12 protein-coding genes are annotated in these 19212 nt (G+C 63.1%); 7 read left to right on the forward strand and 5 right to left on the reverse strand.

All coding sequences use genetic code 11. The annotated features are described in order from the left end of the window. The first annotated feature begins 275 nt into the window (after positions 1-275). Positions 276-2135 carry a sigma-54-dependent Fis family transcriptional regulator gene (locus FIV38_RS25610; protein WP_092238666.1) on the forward strand — a complete coding sequence of 620 codons (1860 nt, stop codon included), beginning with the start codon at positions 276-278 and terminating at the stop codon, positions 2133-2135. A gap of 121 nt (positions 2136-2256) precedes the next feature. Here the strand turns inward: FIV38_RS25610 and FIV38_RS25615 are convergent, their stop codons facing one another. Next, positions 2257-3036 carry an acetoin reductase gene (locus tag FIV38_RS25615; protein WP_092238663.1) on the reverse strand — a complete coding sequence of 260 codons (780 nt, stop codon included), beginning with the start codon at positions 3034-3036 and terminating at the stop codon, positions 2257-2259. A gap of 192 nt (positions 3037-3228) precedes the next feature. Here FIV38_RS25615 and FIV38_RS25620 point away from each other — a divergent pair, with 192 nt between their 5' ends. Beyond that, positions 3229-5379: a TonB-dependent siderophore receptor gene (locus tag FIV38_RS25620; RefSeq protein ID WP_092238660.1), complete on the forward strand. Its 2151-nt coding sequence runs from the start codon at positions 3229-3231 to the stop codon at positions 5377-5379. A gap of 178 nt (positions 5380-5557) precedes the next feature. On the opposite strand, the gene FIV38_RS25625 is transcribed toward FIV38_RS25620, so the two are convergent. From FIV38_RS25625 to FIV38_RS25635, 3 genes are all read right to left on the reverse strand, one after another. After that, on the reverse strand, positions 5558-5995 hold the full coding sequence (locus FIV38_RS25625) for a carboxymuconolactone decarboxylase family protein (protein WP_029296709.1): 438 nt from the start codon (positions 5993-5995) through the stop codon (positions 5558-5560). Between the two features lie 104 nt (positions 5996-6099). Next, complete coding sequence (locus tag FIV38_RS25630; RefSeq protein WP_092238657.1) at positions 6100-7542, reverse strand: mechanosensitive ion channel domain-containing protein; 1443 nt, start codon at positions 7540-7542, stop codon at positions 6100-6102. Between the two features lie 70 nt (positions 7543-7612). Continuing rightward, entirely contained in the window at positions 7613-8488 is an 876-nt protein-coding gene (locus tag FIV38_RS25635) for a pirin family protein (RefSeq protein ID WP_092238654.1), read from the reverse strand. A gap of 178 nt (positions 8489-8666) precedes the next feature. Here FIV38_RS25635 and FIV38_RS25640 point away from each other — a divergent pair, with 178 nt between their 5' ends. Continuing rightward, positions 8667-9404, forward strand: a complete 738-nt coding sequence (locus FIV38_RS25640; RefSeq protein ID WP_092238651.1) for a response regulator transcription factor — start codon at positions 8667-8669, stop codon at positions 9402-9404. 29 nt (positions 9405-9433) lie between these two features. After that, positions 9434-10753, forward strand: coding sequence for a sensor histidine kinase (locus FIV38_RS25645; protein WP_092239376.1), 1320 nt, complete (start codon positions 9434-9436; stop codon positions 10751-10753). Positions 10754-10970: 217 nt separating this feature from the next. Here the strand turns inward: FIV38_RS25645 and FIV38_RS25650 are convergent, their stop codons facing one another. Continuing rightward, on the reverse strand, positions 10971-12911 hold the full coding sequence (locus FIV38_RS25650; protein WP_029296715.1) for a TonB-dependent receptor domain-containing protein: 1941 nt from the start codon (positions 12909-12911) through the stop codon (positions 10971-10973). A gap of 445 nt (positions 12912-13356) precedes the next feature. Here FIV38_RS25650 and FIV38_RS25655 point away from each other — a divergent pair, with 445 nt between their 5' ends. From FIV38_RS25655 to FIV38_RS25665, 3 genes are all read left to right on the forward strand, one after another. Next, entirely contained in the window at positions 13357-14469 is a 1113-nt protein-coding gene (locus FIV38_RS25655) for an efflux RND transporter periplasmic adaptor subunit (protein WP_092238648.1), read from the forward strand. A gap of 2 nt (positions 14470-14471) precedes the next feature. Continuing rightward, complete coding sequence (locus FIV38_RS25660; RefSeq protein WP_092238645.1) at positions 14472-17546, forward strand: efflux RND transporter permease subunit; 3075 nt, start codon at positions 14472-14474, stop codon at positions 17544-17546. Positions 17547-17879: 333 nt separating this feature from the next. Next, positions 17880-19212 (forward strand): DUF6531 domain-containing protein (locus tag FIV38_RS25665; RefSeq protein WP_236310835.1); only part of this gene is annotated, 1333 nt, incomplete at its 3' end.

Consider the following 19212-nt stretch of genomic DNA (forward strand, 5'->3'; position numbering starts at 1 on the left):
AAGGCTGGCTGCGGCCAGCTGCAACCTGTTCAGCACAGCCTGTGCCAAGGCGCGGTAAAACCTGGCAAAGCCTTGATCCAGAGCAGTGCCGTGCGGTTGTGCCGCTGCGGCATGCCACCGCACAATGAGACGACGCATTGCAGCGTGCAGGCTGCGTCTCAGGCAGGATGAGACGTTGCGTCTCACGGCGGGCAGTTGGTCAGGCCGCCCTTGTCCCCTTGCGCCCCCGGGCGCTTAGGCGGGCATAACAACAAAGATCGAGAACCGGAGGCCTTATGCTCGCCGCGAACTCCAGGGAGCATGTCGACTGTGTCAGTCGCGTGGTCCGCAATGCCGAGCGCCTGCCCCAGGCGCCAGTGCCGTCGCTGATTTTCGATTCATGGCGCCGTTCCATGGAGCAACACCACCTGGACCCCGGCTCGCTGCAGGGCCCACGGATCCTCACCGAACCGTTGCTCAAGGAATGCCGCGAGCGCGCCGAGCTGTTCATGCGCATTGCCAGCGAGCAAGTCAGCCAACTGCACCACCGCGTGCGCCATGCCGACTACTGCGTGATGCTCACCGACGCCCAGGGCCAGACCATCGACCACCGGGTAGATGCAGCGATCCGCAGCGACTGCCGCAAGGCCGGCCTGTACCTGGGCACCTGCTGGTCGGAAGCCGAAGAAGGCACCTGCGGCGTGGCCACGGTGTTGACCAGCCAAGCGGCGGTGACGGTGCACAAGCGCGATCACTTCCGCGCCGCCTTTATCAACCTGACCTGCTCCGCCGCGCCGATCTTCGACCCCCAGGGCAACCTGCTGGGGGTGATGGACGCTTCGGCGCTGCAATCGCCGGATGACCGACGCAGCCAGCACCTGGTGCGCCAGATGGTGGCGCAGAGCGCCCAGGCCATCGAAAACGCCTTCTTCATGCACAGCGCCGCCCGCCACTGGGTGCTCCAGGCCCACAGCACACCGGGTTATGTGGACAGCCAACCCGATCTGCTGCTGGCCTGGGACCAGGACGGTCGCCTGCAAGCCTTGAACAGCAAGGCACGCCAGGCGTTGCGCCGGCGTTTTGGTCAGGTGCCGGTGCATATCGGCGAGGTGTTCGACCTCGATGCGTTGCGCGCGGTGACCGATCAATCGGTCCAGCAACTGCAGTGGCTGGGAGAAACCGGCGTGCTGCATGTGCGCGTCAACACCCCGCGGCGCCAACCTGCGCGGGCGCTGCCCCATGCCCAGGTCGACCCACGGGTGGAAGAACACCTGCGCCTGGCCGTGCGGGTCAAGGACCGCAACCTGCCGGTGCTGGTGCAAGGCGAAACCGGGGCCGGCAAGGAAGTCTTCGCCCGCCAACTGCACGCCCGCAGTGCGCGCCGCGACGGACCATTCGTGGCGGTGAACTGTGCGGCGATCCCGGAAAACCTGATTGAAAGCGAGCTGTTCGGCTACGTCGCCGGGGCCTTTACCGGGGCCTCCAGCAAGGGCATGACCGGGCTGTTGCAACAGGCCCACGGCGGCACGTTGTTCCTCGATGAAATCGGCGATATGCCCCTGGCCCTGCAGACGCGCTTGCTGCGGGTGATGGCCGAAGGTGAAGTAGCCCCGCTGGGCGCGGCGAAAACCCGCGCGGTGGATATCCAGGTGATCTGCGCCAGCCACCGCGACCTCGCGGCCCTGGTCAATGACGGGCGTTTTCGTGAAGACCTGTACTTTCGCCTGGGCTGCGCCCGCGTCACCCTGCCGCCGCTGCGCGAGCGCACCGACAAACTGGGCTTGATCAACCGGCTGTTGGAGCAGGAAGCACGCAACAGCGGGATCACGGTGGGAATCGGCCAGGCGGCGCTTGAAGCACTGCTGGGCTTTGCATGGCCTGGCAACGTGCGGCAACTGCACCATGTGCTGGCGTATGCCTGTGCGGTGTGCGAAGGCGGGACGATCCAACTGGCGGATTTGCCGGTCGAAGTGCGCGGCGAGCGGGTGGAGGCCGAGGTCGAGCACAGTGCGAGCCCAGAGCGGCAGGTGCTGCTGGATGCGCTGGTGCGCCATCGCTGGAAGCCGTTGCCGGCGGCGCAGGCGCTGGGGATTTCCCGCGCGACCCTGTACCGCCGGGTCAAGCAACTGGGCATCGATATGCCCGGTAAACACTAACCCTGTGGGAGCTGGCTTGCCTGCGATAGCGGCGGATCAGCTAGCAAATTTGCTACTGGCACACCGCTATCGCAGGCAAGCCAGCTCCCACATTTGACCGAGTTGAACCAGAGAACGGGGTTTAGCGGTATACAAGGCCGCCGTCGATCAACGGTGCCTGGCCGGTCATGTAGTCCGAATCCGGGCCGGCCAGGTATGCCACCAGGCCTGCCACGTCCTCCGGCGTTTCTGCACGGCCCAGCGCGATGCCATCCACATACTTCTTGTACGTTTCTCCCACTGGCGCACCGGTAATCTCGGCCATGCGCTTGTCGATCTCGACCCACATATCGGTGCCCACCACACCCGGGCAATAGGCATTGACCGTCACCCCGGCGCTGGCCAGTTCCTTGGCCGCCGCCTGGGTCAGGGCGCGCACGGCAAACTTGGTCGCCGAGTACACGCCCAGCAGTGCAAAGCCTTCATGCCCGGCGATCGAGCAGGCATTGATGATCTTGCCCTTCTGTTTGAGCGCCTTGAACTTATTGCCGGCGGCCTGGATGCCCCACAATACGCCCTGCACGTTGATGCCCAGGGTGCGTTCGACCTGTTCCGGGGTCACATCCAGCAGCGAATCGATCTGCGCCACTCCAGCGTTGTTGACGATGATGTCGAAGCCACCGAGGGTCTGGTGCGCATGGTCGACCGCCGCGACGACCTGTTCACGCTTGGACACGTCGGCGGTAAACACCGAGGCTTTGCGTCCAAGTGCCACGACCTCGGCTGCCACGGCTTCGAGCTTGGCGCTATTGATGTCGACCAGGGCGATATCCGCCCCGTCCCGCGCCAGGCGCAGGGCGATGGCCCTGCCAATGCCCTGCCCGGCGCCGGTCACCAGTGCAACTTTTCCAGCGATACCCATGACGATCTCCTGCAACGATAAGCGAAGCCTTGTCTATCGCAGGTGCGGGGTCGCGCTGTCGAGGCCCGGATGAACTGGCGTGGGGCTTGAGACGCAACGTCTCAAGCCGACGCGCCACGGCCAGTACTTGTAAAGGCGCGCAGTTATGCCTAGCTTATGCGCCCCCGCCCCGCGCTTTAAGGCCTTGCCCCCATGGTTTTGCGTTTTCGCCCCGAAGTCACTTCACATTTGGCCCTCGGCCTGCTGCTCAGCGGCGGTATCGGCAACAGCCTGGCGGCTGAGCTTGAACTGCCAGCGCTGAACATTCAGGGCCAGGATGAGTCCGGTTATCGCGCACAAAGCGCGTCGGTCGGCGGCTTCGATGAAGCGCCGCTGCTCGACACCCCGGCCTCGATCACCGTGATCAATGCCGCGTTGATCAAGGACCAGCAGGCACGCCTGCTCAGTGAAGTGCTGCGCAACGACGCCTCGGTGGGCGAAAGCTACGCGCCGATCGGCTACTACGAAAACTTCGTGGTCCGGGGTTTTTCCCTGAATGCCGCCAGCAGCTACAAGATCAACGGCCGCACCGTCACCGGCGAGCAGAACGTCGCCCTGGAAAACAAACAGCGGGTGGAATTGCTCAAAGGCCTGGCGGGCCTGCAAAGCGGGATTGCCGAACCCAGCGGCGTGATCAACTACGTGACCAAGCGCCCGGAAGATGTGCGTTCGGTCACGGTGTCCACCGATGATCGCGGCAGCGGCTACATCGCTACCGATGTCGGCGGCTGGTTTGGCAGCGAGCAGCAGTTTGGCTTGCGCGCCAACGTCGCCCATGAAGACCTCAACTCTTATGTCGAACACGCCAATGGCCAGCGGGATTTTGTGTCCCTGGCCTTCGACTGGAACATCAGCCCCGACGCCGTGCTGCAACTGGATGCCGAATACCAGGACAAGCAGCAGCGCTCGGTGCCCGGCTACCAACTGCTTGGCGGCACCGAAGTGCCCCATGACGCCTCGCCGAAAAAACTGCTCGGCCATCAGAGCGGCTCCAAACAGGTGGGCATCGACTCGCTGAACCTCAACGGCAAGTTCGAGTACCGCTTCAGCGACCAGTGGAAAGGTAGCGTCAGCGCGGCCCGCAGCAAGGTGGTGATTGATGACTACAGTTCGTTTGCGTGGGGTTGCTACTACGTTGGCACGTGCAACGCGAACACCTTCAGCCCCGAGGGTGACTACGACGTCTACGACTACCGAAGCCCCGACGACACCCGACGCAATGATGAAATCCAGGCGGCAATGACCGGGCTGTTCGACACTGCGGGGATAGGCCATGAACTGACCTTCGGCACCAGCGCGTTCCGCCGGGTGATCGACAAGCGCAAGTCAGTCAACGAGTACATCGGCAGCGGCAATATCGATCAGGACCCGGAAACCTTCCTGCCCACCGACAAGCCCCTGAACGACAGTCACCGGCGCCTCGACAGCCGCCAGTACGGGCTGTTCGTCACCGACCGCATCAGTTTCAACGAGCAATGGCAAACCGTGCTCGGTGGCCGTGAAGTGCGCCTGGATGAAAAGTCTTTCGATCAAAATGGCGTGCAAGAGCGTCACACCCAGCAGTACGAGTTCCTGCCCAACGCTGCGCTGATCTACAAGCCGATGGCCAATCTGTCGCTGTACACCAGCTACAGCAAAGGCTTGTCGCTGGGCGGCGAGGCACCGTGGTACGCGAGCAATGATGGGGAAATCCTCGCGCCGACGGTCTCCCGGCAGATCGAAGCCGGGGTGAAATACGACTGGCGCCGCATCAGCTTCGCCGCCGCCGTGTTCCAGACACGCCAGGCCTACCAGTACGCCAAGCCCGATAGCGCCGGCGATTTCACCTACGTGCAGCAGGGCCAGCAGAAAAACACCGGCCTGGAGCTGTCGGCCAATGGCTGGGCCACCGAGCGTCTGCAGATCGCCACCAGCGTGGCGGCGATTCGCGCACGGGTGAACGGCAGCGGCACGCCGCAGTATGAAGATCACCAGACGATCAACGTGCCCAAGTTGCGCGCCAGCGTATACGCCGACTACGCCCTGCCTTGGGTCAACGGCCTGGCGGTACTCGGCGGCGTGCAATACAGCGCCAGTAAAAACGCCAATCGCACCGGCAATGTAGAGGTGGGGGATTATGCGCTGGTCAACATTGGCAGCCGCTACACCACCAAGGTCGAGGGGTATGAAACGGTGTTGCGCCTGAGCGTCGACAACCTGTTCGACAAGCGCTACTGGCGTGACGCGGGCGAATACATGGGCGATGACTATCTGTTCCAGGGCGCGCCATTGACGGCGCGCTTGAGTGCCTCCGTCAACTTCTGACCCCGCCCCCAGCAACGGGCTGTCGTGGCGAGCGGGCTTGCCCGCGCTGGGCTGCGAAGCAGCCCCAATAAGCCGAATGCGGTGTGCCAGATACACCCTAGCGGCTGGTTTTGGGGCTGCTACGCAGCCCAGCGCGGGCAAGCCCGCTCGCCACAATGGCAAGTCCCGCAATATGGTGTTACTTAGGCATCTTGCGAAAGCCCACTGCCAGCCGGTTCCAGCTGTTGATGGTGGCGATGGCCACGCTCAGGTCAACCTGTTCGGCCGGGCTGAATTGGTCATTGAGCAACGCGTAATCTTCGTCCGAGGCGTGGGTCTGGCTGATCAGTGTCAGGCTTTCGGCCCAGGCCAGGGCGGCACGTTCCCGTGGGGTGAAGAACGGTGTTTCACGCCAGGCCGAAAGGGTGCACAGGCGGCGTTCGGTCTCGCCGCCCTTGCGTGCATCGGCGGTGTGCATGTCCAGGCAGAAGGCGCAGCCGTTGATCTGGGACACGCGCAGGCGCACCAGTTCCAGCAGGGGCAGTTCGATGGACAATTTGCCGACGGCCGCTTCCAGGGCAAGCATGGCTTTCATTGCGTCAGGGGAAGCGGTGTAGAAATCGATACGGGCAGACATGTTGTAACTCCAGGGCAGAGGGGATTGGTGCCCAGCTTAATCACCCCACTGCCCTGCACAAATAGCCAATCCGGGGGAAGAACAGGTAGCCAATGCCAGGCGAGTCAGGCCCGGCTGCGCAGCCAATGCAGGAAACCCTTTTTCACCGGCACGATTGGCGCATCCTGGGTCAGGTGCTGGGCGGCGTGCAGGCGGAAATCCAGGAGGTTTTGCATGGCTTCGCTGATATCGTGGCGCGCGTCCAGGCACGGTTTGAGGTATTCCTTTTCGATGCGGTAGAGGGTGCAGTAGGTCTTCGCCACAAAGTCCGCCGGCACGCCTTGCTCACCGAGGATCCCGGCTTCGCCGATCACTTCACCGGGGCCCATGCGCCCTCCTTCGAACGTGTGCCCGGCCTTGGCCAGCATCACCGAAACCACCCCGGACTCGATGATAAACAGATGATCGCTGACCTCCCCCGTCGGCAGGATCATCTCGCCGGCGCGGAAGGTGTGCAGGGTCATGTTCTGGCTGAACGTTTCCTTCTCTTCCTGGCGCAGGGTCGAGAAGATGTTGGAGCTTTCCAGCAGCGCCCGCGCCGGCGAGGTGGTCGGCGAGGTGGGGCTTTCGGCGCTCGACAGCAGGCTGACGCCAGCCGCCTGCAAATGCCGGTAGGCCAGGTCATAAAGCTGATTGCGCACTTCGCGCTTGAGGCCCATGGCGGGCACAAAGCCGCTGATTTCATATTCCACACCGCCGCCCGTGGAGGTCTTGAACGCCACGCTTGGCGCCGGCTTGGCCAGCAATTGCCGGCAGCCCTGCATGGCACGCTCCAAGGCTTCGAGCACTGTTTGTGGGCGCGCATGGGGGCTGACTTGCAGGCTCACCGCCAGGCCGAACATATCGGCCGGGCGCGAGAAGTTGATGATTTTGGCCTTGGCCGCCAACGAATTGGGGATCACTGCCATGCTGCCCTGGGAGGTTTGCAGGCGCGTGGCGCGCCAGTCGATATCCGTCACCCGGCCTTCGGTACCGTCGATGGAGATCCAGTCATCGAGTTGGTAGGGCTTGGTGGTGTTGAGCACGATCCCGGAGAACACGTCGCTCAAGGTGCTTTGCAAGGCCAGGCCGACGATGATCGCCACCGCGCCGGACGTCGCCAGCACGCCCTTGACTGGCAGGTCGAGCACGTAGGCCATGGCCGCGATGATCGCGATCAGGAAGATCACCGCGCCCATCAGGTCTTGCAGCAACCGCCCGGTATGGCCGACCCGTTGCATCATCAAGGCCCCGAGCAAGACCGTCAGGGTGCGCGCGGCGAACAACCACCAGCCGATCTGCAACGCCGTGGCGGCCAGGTGCAGCGGGGTGTTGTCGGCATAAGGTGCCAGTTGCATGGGGTTCATGCCGTCGTTGAACAGCACGGCGCTGAACACGGCGAAAATCCCCAGGCGTGCGATCAGTTTCCAGTTGCCGGGGCTGGCCGAAAACAGACGCCAGACGAAGATATCGATAATGATCAGCGCCAGGGCGCACAGCATCGGGTGATCGGAGATAAAAGACAGCATCCAGGCGACTCCAGGGCGAATGCCCTGAAGATCGCACGAAATGCAGTTGGCGGGTATAGGGCGCCGCCAATCAGCTGGCGGCGCCGTGCAGTTGGCCGAATTGGCCGGACTGGAAGTCGGCAAAGGCCTGGTGGATCTCTTGCTCGGTGTTCATCACGAACGGGCCGTGACCGACGATGGGCTCGTCGATGGGTTCACCACTGAGCAACAGCACCATGGCGTCGGCATTGGACTCCAGGCTGATCTGCTCGCCATCACGCTCGAACAGCACCAGTTGCCCTTCGCGTGCCAGTTCACCGCCGTTGACTTGCACGGTGCCTTTGAGCACCACCAGCGCGGTATTGCGCCCGGCGTGCAGGTCAAAGGTCACGGCCTTGTCGCCATTGAGGCGCAGATCCCACACATCAATGGGCGTAAAGGTGCGCGCCGGGCCTGTGTGGCCGGCGAACTCACCGGCGATCAGGCGCAGGCTGCCGGCGCCGTTGGCCAGGGGCAACGCTGGGATATCGCCGTCGAGGATGGTCTGGTAGCCGGCGTCGCTCATTTTGTCCTTGGCCGGCAGGTTGACCCACAGCTGCACCATTTCCAGGGTCCCACCTCGTTTGGCGAAGGCTTGGGAATGGAACTCCTCATGCAGGATTCCCTTGGCTGCCGTCATCCACTGCACGTCGCCGGGGCCGATGGTGCCGCCTGCACCGGTTGAATCGCGGTGCTCGACTTCACCTTCGTAAACGATCGTCACGGTTTCAAAGCCGCGATGGGGATGCTGGCCCACGCCACGTCGCTGGGTGGTGGGGGTGAAATCCGCCGGGCCGGCGTGGTCCAGCAGCAGGAACGGGCTGATGTGCTTGCCCATGGTGTCGTAGGAAAACAGCGTGCGAACCGGGAAACCGTCGCCAACCCAATGGCCACGTGGGCTGGTGTAGATACCGATGATGTTTTTCATGATGGTCCTCCAATGTGCATACACCTTAAATCCAATACCAATAAGGCGGTAGACGGCGGATTTGGCTCGCATCGTTCCATACATGGGACGACCCTGGAACGATGGCGCATAAAGCGAGTGAATGATAATGACTCGTAGTAATATCCCCACTCTCCCGTTCAACTCCCCGAGGGCCACCATGCCATTTGCTCCTGCGCCGGCAGCGCCGCGCGTCCTGGTGGTGGACGACCACCGCAAGATCCGCGAGCCGCTGGCCATCTATTTGCGTCGCCACAGCTTCGAAGTGCGCACCGCTGAAGATGCAGCGGGCATGTGGCAATTGCTCAAGACCCAGGCCTTCGACGTGATCGTGCTGGATGTGCTGCTGCCCGATGGCGACGGTTTCGAGTTGTGCAACCAATTGCATCGGCGCAGCAACACCCCGGTGATCCTGTTGACCGCCCGCGATGCCGCCGCCGACCGCATCCGGGGCCTGGACCTGGGTGCCGATGACTACATCACCAAGCCCTTCGAACCCCGGGAACTGGTGGCACGCCTCAACAGCGTGCTGCGTCGCCAGGGCCGCACCCATGCCCCCCTGGCACCGACCAGCCGCACCTATGGCTTCGCCGGCTGGCACTTCAGCACCATCAGCGCAGTGCTGACCCGCGAAGGCTGCCCCCCCGTTCAACTGAGCACCGCCGAAAGTCGGTTGCTGCAAGTGTTCCTCAACCACCCCAATACCCTGTTGCCCCGCGAGCGCCTGATCGACCTGACCGCCGCCGCCGACAGCGATGTCAGCGACCGCGCCATCGACCGCCAGGTCAGCCGCCTGCGCCGCAAGCTGGCCCACGACACCGAAGCCGTGGACCTGTTGCGCACCATCTGGGGTGGCGGCTACCTGCTGGCGGCTGATGTGACCCCATGCGTCTCTTGAACCGTTTGCGCCGCCTATGGCCGCGCACGCTGGTGCAGCAATTGAGCCTGTTGCTGCTGTTGGCGCTGCTGGCCTCCAACGCCATCGCCATGCTGTTCCTGCAACGCACCGGCAGCCTGATCCACCCGCTATCGCGCAGTTTCAGCCTGGAACGCCTGGTGATCGCGCACCACGCGGCCGTCGACCTGCACGGCGAAGAACCCGCGCACTTGATGGCCGCCATGAGCAACGAAGGCGCCCGTTTCTGGATCGCCCCCACCGCCGAAGTCGAGCCGTTTGAACTGCGCCCCGAAGAGCGCCGCCTGGCCAACGAATTGCGCCAGCAACTGCAACTGCCACCAGACGTGAGCATCGGCATGCAGTTGGAGCGGGTCAGCGGCGCCAATGCCCGCACCCATGTGTTCAGCCCCGCCGGTTGGGCGCCGTTGCGTTTGCGCAGCAGCATCGCCCTGCCGGACGGCCAGTACCTGAACGCGCTGCAGCATCCCGCGGGGGCGTATGAATGGGGCCGCGTCCTGGCCTACAGCCTGCCGGTGACCACGGTGCCAGTGCTGCTGATCGTGATGTTTTTCATCGCGCGGGTGGTGCGCCCGGTCAAGACCCTGGCCCAGGCCACCGAACGGGTCAGCCGGGGCGAATGGATCGCGCCGCTGCCCTTGAGCGGCCCCCAGGAAGCCCGCGACCTGACCACCGCCTTCAACACCATGCAGGCCAACCTGGCGCGGCATGTCGAAGGGCGCACGCGGATGTTGGCGGCGGTCAGTCACGACCTCAACACCCCGATCACCGAACTGCGCTTGCAGGTGGAGTTGCTGGAACCTGGCCCTGAACGCGACGACATGCTCGACAGCCTCGGCGAACTGAGCGCCATGGTGCGCGAAACCCTGAATTTCGTGCGCGACGATGCCGTGCAGGAAGCCACCCGCCGCACCTCGCTGAGCGCTTTGCTGGATGACTTGGCCAAACGCTACCGGCGCATGCAGCAACCGGTCACCTGGCAAGGCGCCCCACCGCTGCTGCTCGATTGCCGCCCGCTGGCCCTCAAGCGCGCCCTGACCAACCTGATCGACAACGCCGTCAAACACGGTGGCGATGCCTGTATCAGCCTCAAGCGCGAGGACAACGGTGTGCTGTGCGTGGAGATTCTCGATCATGGCAGCGGCCTGCCGCAGGACTGGCTGAACAAGGTCTTCGAGCCGTTTGTGCAGTTGGGTGCCAGCGACGGTGGCCTGGGGTTGGGCCTGGCGATTGCACGCTCGTGCATCCAGGCCCATGGCGGCGAACTGCTCCTGGAAAACCGCCCACCGGCCGGGCTGTGCGCGGTGGTGCGCCTGCCCCAGGCGGCTTAGATTGATGTGGCTGTAGGGCTTGATGTGGCTAGGGGGCTTGTCCCCCGTCGGGCTGCGTAGCAGCCCCAAAACCTGCTATCTCGGTCTATCAGATAAACCGGGGGTGAGGCTTGTTGGGGCTGCTTCGCAGCCCAGCGGGGGACAAGCCCCCTCGCCACAGCAAGCCCTTTTTCCACAGCAAGCCTCCTAGCCATCACAAAGGCCGTCTGCAACTGACCTAGAAGTTGAGCGTTGCGCCCATCCACAAGGTGCGGCCGTAGTTCACCGTGCCGTAGGTCTCGTCATCCAGGCGCTTGTTGGCCAGGTTGTTGAGTGAGGCATTCAGTACCAGCGAGTCGGTCACATCGAACGAGCCGCCCAGGTCGGCCGTGGTGTAGCCCGGCGCCGGTTTTTCGCTGGTGAGGGTGTTGCCGGTTTCCTCGCCGTAGTAGCTCAGCGACGCCCAGGCCTGGGCGCGGTCGTTGATGCTCCATTCGGTGCGCACATTGGCCTTTTGCTTGGGGGTCAGGGCCAGGGGCGCGCCAGCGTTGGCGCCGGTTTTCTGTTCGGAATCGGTGTAGGTGTAGTTGGCCTTGAGCAGCACGCTGGGGTTGATATCCCATTGGCCGTTGAGCTCCACGCCCTGGATGATTGCCTTGTCGACGTTGACCCGCTCCATGATGGTGTAGCCATTCCAGCGCTGGTCGGTGGTCACGGTGGACAGCTTGTCCTGGAAGTCGTTGTAGAACAGGGTCACGCCCGCCGACAGATCATCACGGTTGCTCCACAGCGCCGAGACTTCATAGTTGGTGCTGGTCTCTGGCTTGAGGTCGGGGTTGCCGAACATCACAAAACGGTTGCGCCGCAGGTAGGCGTAGTCCGCCACGACTGCACGGATCTCCGGGGCCTTGAAGCCACGGGCGATACCCCCCTTGAGTGTCCACTGCTCGGTGGCGCGCCACACCCCATAGAGCCGTGGGCTGACGTGGGCACCGTACTCTTCGTGATGATCCAGGCGCAGGCCGGTGGTCAGGGCGAAGCTGTCGGTGACCGACCATTCGTTCTCGGCAAACAGGGCTTTTTGCACCACCGAAAACTCGTAATCCACGCGGTCGCCCAGGCCCTGGTTCCAGTCGGTCAGCTGGCTTTCGTTCCACTGCATGCCCACGGTGCTGACGTTATGGGTGGTGGGCACTACCAACTTGGCGTCGAACACGCTGTTCTTGACCTCGGGCTTGCGTCCGAAAATATCGGTTTGGGCTGGCGTGGCACGGCCTTCACGGGTGGAGGTTTCCTGGGAAAAGGCGATGTCCGAGGTGGCCCAGCCCCAGCGACCCTGGTGCGACAGCGACCAGTGATCGCGGTTGTTCTCTTGCTCACGGGTGGCCCAGTTGGCGCTGATCCCATCACCGTTTTTCAGGCGCGTGGCCCCGGCTTCGAGGAGGATGTCGTGGTCGATGCTTGGGGTGAAGGCCAGTCGTGCGGTGAGATCGCGGTGATCCGCCTTGCTGAAGCCATTGGTCTGCTCGATATCATCATCGGCCTGGCGATCGAGGTAACGGCCCCACACCTGCAGGCCCAGCAGGTCTTCCTTGAGCGGGCCGCTGAGGTAGAACTGGGTCTGGCGCGCATTGCCCTGGTCGCTGTGCTGGCGGGCCGAGTAGTCATAGCCAATCGAACCGCCCCATTGTGGCGAGACCTTGCGCGTAATCACGTTGATCACGCCGCCGATGGCGTCGGAACCGTACAGCGACGACATTGGCCCGCGCACCACTTCAATGCGCTCGATGGCGGCGGCTGGCGGTACAAAACTCTGCTCATAACCACTGTTGCCATTGACCCGCGATTCCCGGGCGCTCTGGCGTTTGCCATCCACCATGATCAGCGTGTAGTCGGCGGGCATGCCACGGATCGAGATGTCGGTTTCATTGGCCCCGCCATTGACCGTAACGCCCTCCACATCCCGCACGGCATCGCCCAGGTCGCGGTACGACTTGCGGCGCAGGGCCTCGCCGTCGATCACGGTGACCGAAGCGGGTGCGTCTTCGACGTTCTGTTCAAAGCCAGAAGCGGTGACCACCACTTCATTGAGTTCCAGTGACGCAGGCTCGTTGGCGTGAGCGTTGAGACTGCCGGCCACCAGCAGGGCCAGCGGCGCAAGACGAAAAGCAGGAAGCATGGCGTAGACCTTCAGGATTATTCTCAAAAGAGAATCGTAATCATCTACGCCCCAATAACTTGGACAAAGTGTGACAACTCCACCCACGTCCCTGGCCGCTTGCTTTTGTAGGAGCTGGCTTGCCAGCGATGACCATAAGTATCTACACAACTTTCAGAAACTGACGAACTCCCCTGTGGCGAGCGGGCTTGTCGGGACGCCACAACTGCGCTATCTGCCTGGATTTAGGCGTTGCGGCAAAGTTGTGTAGATACCGATGCAGCGATGACGCCAGCAAGAACACCCCGGAGCGCCAGGTATCTGACCTCATCCTGAACGACCATCACCGGCGAGCCGACGCCTACAAAACCTGAACAAGGGCTGGCTTAAATTATATTTCGGTCGTAATATTCGGCAAAATATTACGATTGTAATTTCACCGACCCAGCGCCGCCAGGAGCCTGAAATGAGCCCACGCCCTCCCCTTCACAGCCTTTTCCCGCCCCTGGTGCTGTTGCTCCTGCTCAGCGGCTGTAACAGCCAGGCCGACCCCAGCGCCAACGCTGCCCCGCCGCGCCCGGTGCTGGCGGCCAAGGTCGAAGCCGCCGCCAGCCAGCAGAACGCCTATACCGGCGTGGTGGCGGCCCGTACTGAAAGTGACCTGGGTTTCCGGGTCAGCGGCAAAGTGATCGAACGCAAGGTCGATCCCGGCCAGCATGTGTCCCGGGGCGATACCTTGTTGGTGCTGGATATCGGCGACTTCGAACTGGCGCTGCGTTCGGCGAAAAACCGCGTCAACGCCGCCCAGGCCCAGTTACGCCAGCGCCGCGATGACGCAAACCGCTACCAGCGCCTGGCCAGTACCGGCGCGGTGTCACGGCAGATTTTCGACCAGTCCGCGACTAACCTGCGGGTCGCCGAAGCGGAGCTTGCCGCCGCCCAGTCGGATGCCAGCCAGATCGAAAACCGTCGTACCTACTCGGTGCTCAGGGCCGATGGCGACGGAGTGATCACCGACGTGCGGGTAGAGCGCGGGCAGGTGGTGGCCGAAGGGCAGATCGTCGCCCGCCTTGCCCACGACGGAGCGCGGGAAGCGGTCATCAACCTGCCGGAAAACCAGCGCGACCGCGCCTCGCAAAAAGCCCTGGCCTTGCCCTTCGGTGCACCGGACCAAGCCGTCAACGCGACCTTGCGTGAACTGTCCGCCAGTGCCGATCCCGTCACCCGCACCTATCGCGCGCGCTATGTGTTGCACGGTGCGGGTGAGCGTTTCGCCCTCGGCTCCACCATCACCTTGCACCTGCAAGGCAACGGCCAGCCGCCACAGACCCGCGTGCCGATCGGCGCCCTGCAGGATGCCGGCAGCGGCACCGGGGTGTGGCTGATTGGAGCAGATGACAAGGTCAGCTTCGCCCCGGTCACCGTGGCCAGCCTGGGCCAGGAAGAAGCCTTGCTTTCTGGCGGCGTCAGCCCCGGCCAACTGATCGTCGCCCTCGGCGCGCATCTGCTGCACCAGGGTGACAGCGTGCGCCTGTTGCCCGCCCAGGCACTGACCCTCAATCGCCGGCAGGAACCTTGAGCATGCATGGCCTGAACCTCTCCGCACTGGCGGTCAAACACCGCGCCGTCACGCTGTTCCTGATTCTCGCGATACTCGCCGCCGGGATTTTTTCCTTTGGCAAACTGGGGCGCGCCGAAGACCCGTTGTTCACGGTCAAGGTCATGACCATCACCGCCGCCTGGCCCGGCGCCACGGCCCAGGAGATGCAGGAGCAAGTGGCCGACCGCCTGGAAAAGCGCCTGCAGGAACTGGACTACTACGATCGCGTGGAAACCATCGCCCAACCGGGGTTTGTGTCGATGCGCATGACCTTTCTCGAGTCCACGCGCCCCAATGAAATCCAGGACCTGTTCTACCAGACCCGCAAAAAACTCAGCGACGAAGCGGCCAGGCTGCCCAAGGGCGTGATCGGGCCCTTCTTCAACGATGAATATTCCGATGTGTACTTCGCCCTGTACGCCCTGGAAGCCGAACACTTGCCCCATCGCCAGCAGGTGCAGATGGCCGAAGCCATGCGCCAGGACTTCCTTAGGCTACCGGGGGTGAAGAAGGTCAATATCCTCGGCGAACAAGCGCAGCGGGTGTTTGTCGAGTTCTCCTACGAGCGCCTGGCCACCCTCGGGATCAAACCCGAACAGATCTTCGCCGCCCTCGCTGCGCAAAACGCTGTGGCCCCGTCGGGGTTTGTCGAAACCGCCGGTGCCCGCGCCTATATCCGTATCGACGGCGCCTTCGACAGCCTGGCGCTGATCGAAAACGTGCCGCTGCCGGAGGACGGCAAAGTGCTGCGCATCGCCGACGTCGCCACCGTCAGCCGTGGCTATGAAGACCCGCCCAGCTACCGCATCCGCCACCAGGGCGACCCCGCGTTGATGCTCGGCATCATCATGGAAAAACACTGGAACGGCCTGGACCTGGACAAGAGCCTCAAGGCCGAGGAAGCCAGGATCCAGGCAGACCTGCCCCTGGGCGTCAACTTCGCGAAAGTCTCCGACCAGGCGAAAAACATCAGCCTGGCAGTCAATGAATTCATGCTCAAATTCTTCGTCGCCCTGGCGGTAGTGATGCTCATCAGCCTGTTGGCCCTGGGCTTTCGCGTCGGTTTGGTGGTGGCGGCCGCGGTGCCGCTGACCCTGTCCATCGTGTTTGTGATCATGCTGCTGACCGGTCGCGAATTTGACCGCATCACCCTCGGCGCGCTGATTATTTCCCTGGGGCTTTTGGTGGACGACGCGATCATCGCCATTGAAATGATGGTGGTGAAGCTCGAAGAAGGTTTCGACCGCATCCACGCCGCCACCTTTGCCTGGAGTTCCACCGCCGCCCCCATGCTGACCGGCACCCTGGTGACGATCATCGGCTTTCTGCCGGTGGGTTTTGCCCGTTCGGGTGCGGGCGAGTATGCCGGCAATATTTTCTGGATCGTTGGCTTTGCCCTGATCGCCTCCTGGTTGGTGGCGGTGGTATTTACCCCGTACCTGGGGGTCAAGCTGCTGCCGAACATCCAGCCGGTGCCCGGCGGCCACGACGCAATCTATGCCGGCCGCTGGTACCAGAAACTGCGCGACCTGGTGCAAACCTGCGTGCGCCGGCGCTGGCTGGTGACCGGCCTGGTCGTGTCGGCGTTTGTGCTGTGCGGCTTGGGCATGGCCGTGGTGAAGAAGCAGTTCTTCCCTAACTCCGACCGCTCCGAACTGATCCTGGAGGTGTATATGCCGCCGGGCAGTGCCTTCAAAAGCACCGAGGCGGTGGCGGCGCAACTGGAAAAGGCCCTGCTGCAGGAACCGCAGACCCGCATGGTCGACACCTACGTGGGCGGCGGCGCGCCACGCTTTTTCCTGTCGCTCAACCCCGAATTGCCCGACCCGGCGTTCGCCAAACTGATCGTGCAAACCGCCGATGCCCATGCCCGGGACGCCTTGAAACTGCGCATGCGCGAACGTATCGCCGACGGTGAATTCCCCGCCGCGCGGGTACGGGTGACGCAATTGCTGTTCGGCCCGCCGGTACCCTTCCCGGTGGTTTTTCGCGTGTCTGGCCCGGACGTGAATGTGCTGCGCAGCCTGTCTGAGGAAGTGCGCCAGGTGGTCGCCGCCAATCGCCTGACCAAGGATGCGTTCCTCGATTGGGGCGAGCGCAGCAGCGGTTATCGCCTGGTGCTGGACCAGGATCGCCTGCGCCTGCTGGGCTTCACCCCCGACGAGGTGAAATCCCAACTCAATGCCCTGCTCAGCGGCAACCCCATCACCGAAGTGCGCGAAGGCAACCGTACGGTATCGGTGGTAGCCCGTGCCCAGGGCAGCCAGCGCGAGGACCTCGGCAACCTCGCCAATATGACCCTGACCAACAGCGCCGGGGTATCGGTGCCCCTGGCGCAGGTAGGGCATTTTCAGCCGGTGATGGAAGAACCGATCCTCAAGCGCCGCAACCGCGCGAGCACCGTCGAAGTACGCGCCGATATCGTCGACGGCGTGCAGCCGCCCGATGTGGAAATGGCCGTCTACAAAGACCTGCAACCGCTGATCGCACGATTGCCGACCGGCTATCACCTGGACATCGGCGGCCCCGTCGAAGAAAGCGCCAAGGCCAACGTGGCCCTCGCGGCGCTATTCCCCATCATGATCCTGCTGACCCTGACGGTGATCATGTTCCAGGTGCGCTCGTTCGGCGTGATGTTCATGGTCTTCGCCACCGCGCCGCTGGGCTTGATCGGCGCGGTGCCGACCCTGCTGCTGTTCAACCAGCCGTTCGGCTTCAATGCGATCCTGGGGCTGATCGGGATTGGCGGGATCCTGATGCGTAACACGCTGATCTTCACCGATCAGATCCGCCAGAACCAGGAACACGGCATGGCGACCAGCGAAGCGATTGTCGAAGCCACCGTACGCCGCGCACGGCCGGTGATATTGACCGCACTGGCGGCTGCGTTGGCGTTTATTCCGCTGACCTTGTCAGTGTTCTGGTCGTCGCTGGCCTATGTGCTGATTGGTGGGGTTTTGGTGGGGACGGTGTTGACGCTGCTGTTCTTGCCGGCGTTGTGCAGCTTGGTGCTGGGCCGGGACAAGCAGCAGGCAGCAATCCCCCAAACCCCATAAATCCAATGTGTGTGTGTAAGCTTATGTGGGAGCGGGCTTGCTCGCGAAAGCGTAGTGTCAGTCGCCGAATTTATTGACTGTTCCACCGCTTTCGCGAGCAAGCCCACACACACAAGCCCACTCCTACAACGAGGTCAACGCTTGGCCAACGCCATCCACCGAAATATCCCACCCTGCGGCCAGATAAACTCTACTTATACCCCCTGAAAACCTCTGCAAAGTCCCTCGCCTGATCACACAGCGCAAGGGACCGCCGATGTACTTTCCAATTGATGCCCCCGTCCTGGGGGCCACCTCTTGAATGCCGCCATTGGCTTTATGGTCCTGGCGGCCATGGACTTCAAAACACGGGACGTCGAAGCGGTCCTCAGCGACTTCCGGCAATGCCTGAATACCTATGAACAGTGGGCCGAGAGTTTCTGGAGCTTCTCGGCGCTGGAGGTCGAGCAGGTCTTCAAGGTGGGCGATGAGGTGGCGCTGGTGGCGCCCATTTCGTCCAAAGCCCCCAGCAGCACGGTCGCGATGTGCAAGGCCAGTGGCTCGTTGACCCTGGTGCACCTGTTCCAAAGCACACGCTTTGTGCCCATCGGCAACACCCCGGTGATGCTGCAAGCTGTCCCCAAGGACGGTGGCCCGCTGGGCGAACCCATTTACAAAACCATCGGCCCCAGCGGCATTCTTGAAGTCACCGACTGTACCCGCGACCAGTCGTATCGGATCACCTTCTACCCCAATGTTTGCGCGGACCACGTCAAGGCGTTGTATGCCTCTTATCAGTCGCTCATTGCGCCGCTGGAAAGCCAGTTGCGCAACGACTGGACCAGCACATTTGAGCCGCTGTGGCAGGACTACTCCGAAGCCAACTTTGTGCAGCGCTACCGCCTGCTGGACCACGCCTATGCCCGTGGATTTGGCGACGCACTGCATGAGCTCTGGGACAACATCGAGCAATTGTATGAATGGCTGGCGGACCTTGGGCCCAACAGCGAGAAACTCCTGCAATACCTCACCCAGGCCGAACTGGATGCCCTGCTGGAACTGAGCCAGGAGGCCATCGCCAATGGCCTGCTGGTGCTCAGCGACGAGCCGCTGCTGTTCATCTACCTGTCGGCGATGGTCAGTTGGCTGCGCATGCTGCCGCCGCCGTACTTGAACGAACTGCTGGGGCAAATCAGCGCCGAAGTGCTGATCAACCTGTTGCTGGTGTGGGTCACTGCCGGCATGGGCGTGACAGTGCGCCTGGGCGCGCAGGTGCTGGGCAAGGTCAAGTCGGGGCGCGTCCGCCAGTGGCTGGAGCAACTGGCCCGACCGTTTGCACAAACCGGGTTGGGCCCCCATGCCGAGGCGCTCAAGCCGTTATTGCTAGGCAGCCCCGCAACACAGATCAAAACGGTGCCCAGCGTGCCACTCAAGGCCGGCGCGATTGAAGTCGCCAATCCGGTGCCACTGGTGCGGGAAAAATCCGCGCCCAAGACGGCCTTGATCAAACATGAGGCGGTGGACGACGCACCTTCCTCCGCGAAAAACCCCAACGGCGCGGCCAGCGCCAGCGCCGATAAAACCGCGACCCATGGCTGCCCGGTGTCCATGGTCACCGGCGAAGAACTGCTGACCCTGACCGATGGCGAGTTGCAGGGCGTACTGCCGTTTGCCTGGACGCGGCTGT

This window comes from Pseudomonas proteolytica, from assembly GCF_007858275.1.
GTDB classification, from domain to species: domain Bacteria; phylum Pseudomonadota; class Gammaproteobacteria; order Pseudomonadales; family Pseudomonadaceae; genus Aquipseudomonas; species Aquipseudomonas proteolytica.

Excerpts from the sequence above, each read along its gene's own strand:
- FIV38_RS25610 (WP_092238666.1), top strand. The coding sequence starts at position 276 with ATGCTCGCCGCGAACTCCAGGGAGCATGTCGACTGTGTCAGTCGCGTG.
- FIV38_RS25615 (WP_092238663.1), bottom strand. The coding sequence starts at position 3,036 with ATGGGTATCGCTGGAAAAGTTGCACTGGTGACCGGCGCCGGGCAGGGC.
- FIV38_RS25620 (WP_092238660.1), top strand. The coding sequence starts at position 3,229 with ATGGTTTTGCGTTTTCGCCCCGAAGTCACTTCACATTTGGCCCTCGGC.
- FIV38_RS25625 (WP_029296709.1), bottom strand. The coding sequence starts at position 5,995 with ATGTCTGCCCGTATCGATTTCTACACCGCTTCCCCTGACGCAATGAAA.
- FIV38_RS25630 (WP_092238657.1), bottom strand. The coding sequence starts at position 7,542 with ATGCTGTCTTTTATCTCCGATCACCCGATGCTGTGCGCCCTGGCGCTG.
- FIV38_RS25635 (WP_092238654.1), bottom strand. The coding sequence starts at position 8,488 with ATGAAAAACATCATCGGTATCTACACCAGCCCACGTGGCCATTGGGTT.
- FIV38_RS25640 (WP_092238651.1), top strand. The coding sequence starts at position 8,667 with ATGCCATTTGCTCCTGCGCCGGCAGCGCCGCGCGTCCTGGTGGTGGAC.
- FIV38_RS25650 (WP_029296715.1), bottom strand. The coding sequence starts at position 12,911 with ATGCTTCCTGCTTTTCGTCTTGCGCCGCTGGCCCTGCTGGTGGCCGGC.
- FIV38_RS25655 (WP_092238648.1), top strand. The coding sequence starts at position 13,357 with ATGAGCCCACGCCCTCCCCTTCACAGCCTTTTCCCGCCCCTGGTGCTG.
- FIV38_RS25660 (WP_092238645.1), top strand. The coding sequence starts at position 14,472 with ATGCATGGCCTGAACCTCTCCGCACTGGCGGTCAAACACCGCGCCGTC.